Origin of the sequence: Pseudoxanthomonas kalamensis DSM 18571 (assembly GCF_010211745.1) — a bacterium.
Lineage (GTDB): Bacteria > Pseudomonadota > Gammaproteobacteria > Xanthomonadales > Xanthomonadaceae > Pseudoxanthomonas_A > Pseudoxanthomonas_A kalamensis.
In genome coordinates, this window is sequence record NZ_PDWQ01000034.1 from 1 (window position 1) to 798 (window position 798).

At 57.8% G+C, this 798-nt stretch carries 1 protein-coding gene and 1 pseudogene; both read left to right on the forward strand.

Annotated elements, in window-relative coordinates; genetic code table 11:
- Position 1: 1 nt before the first annotated feature.
- Entirely contained in the window at positions 2–529 is a 528-nt protein-coding gene (stbB, locus tag CSC70_RS13800) for a StbB family protein (protein ID WP_246189438.1), read from the forward strand.
- 48 nt (positions 530–577) lie between these two features.
- Positions 578–798: pseudogene (locus CSC70_RS13805) on the forward strand (hypothetical protein); the annotation flags it as partial.

Genomic DNA, 798 nt, shown 5'->3' on the forward strand with positions numbered 1-798 from the left:
CCTGATGACGCTCGACGCAGCCATCGTGGACGTGGGCGCGTCCAACGTCGAGGAGTTCATCAAGCAGATGGGCCAGTTCGATGGCTCCCATGAGGAATTCGACTACTTCGTTGTGCCGGCTGTCAGTGAGAAAAAGCAGCAAATCGACACGCTGAATACCATCCGGACGCTGGCAGACCTAGGCGTACCGGCGAAGAAAATCCGCGTGGGGTTCAACAAGGTCGAATTGGAGGACGCGAACGACGTGCCGCGCCTCTTTACGATGATCTTCGGCTTCCACGAGGCCGAGAAACGCTTCACGCTGCGACCGGAAGCCGTGGTGTTGAAGAACGAGATTTTCGACAGGCTGCGGACGCTGAAAAAGACTGTCTCGGAAATTGTGGCCGATGAAACGGACTATCGGACAATGCTTCGTGAAGCCAAGGACGAGGACGCCAAGGCGCACGCGGTCAGCATGATCTCGGCGCAGCGGCTCGCCAAGTCGGCTAACAAGAACCTCGATGACGTCTACAAAGCGTTGTTCAAGTGATGAGGGGACGTCATGGGTAGTAACGTATCGACGGCCCGTGAAGCGCTCATGGCCGAGCTGCTGCAAGATGCCGACACCCTCGTGCGTCGCTTCGAGCAAGCAGACGAGGCACTGTCCGGAAAGATCGAGAAGGCGACAACGGACGCGGCCGGAAAGGCGTTCCTGGCCGCAAAGATCAATTTCGAGTAGGTCATCGACAAGAACGCCGAAGAGCCTAACGAAGCTGGCCGACATACAGACGCCCAACTCGGCAATCAGCCCAATACCGG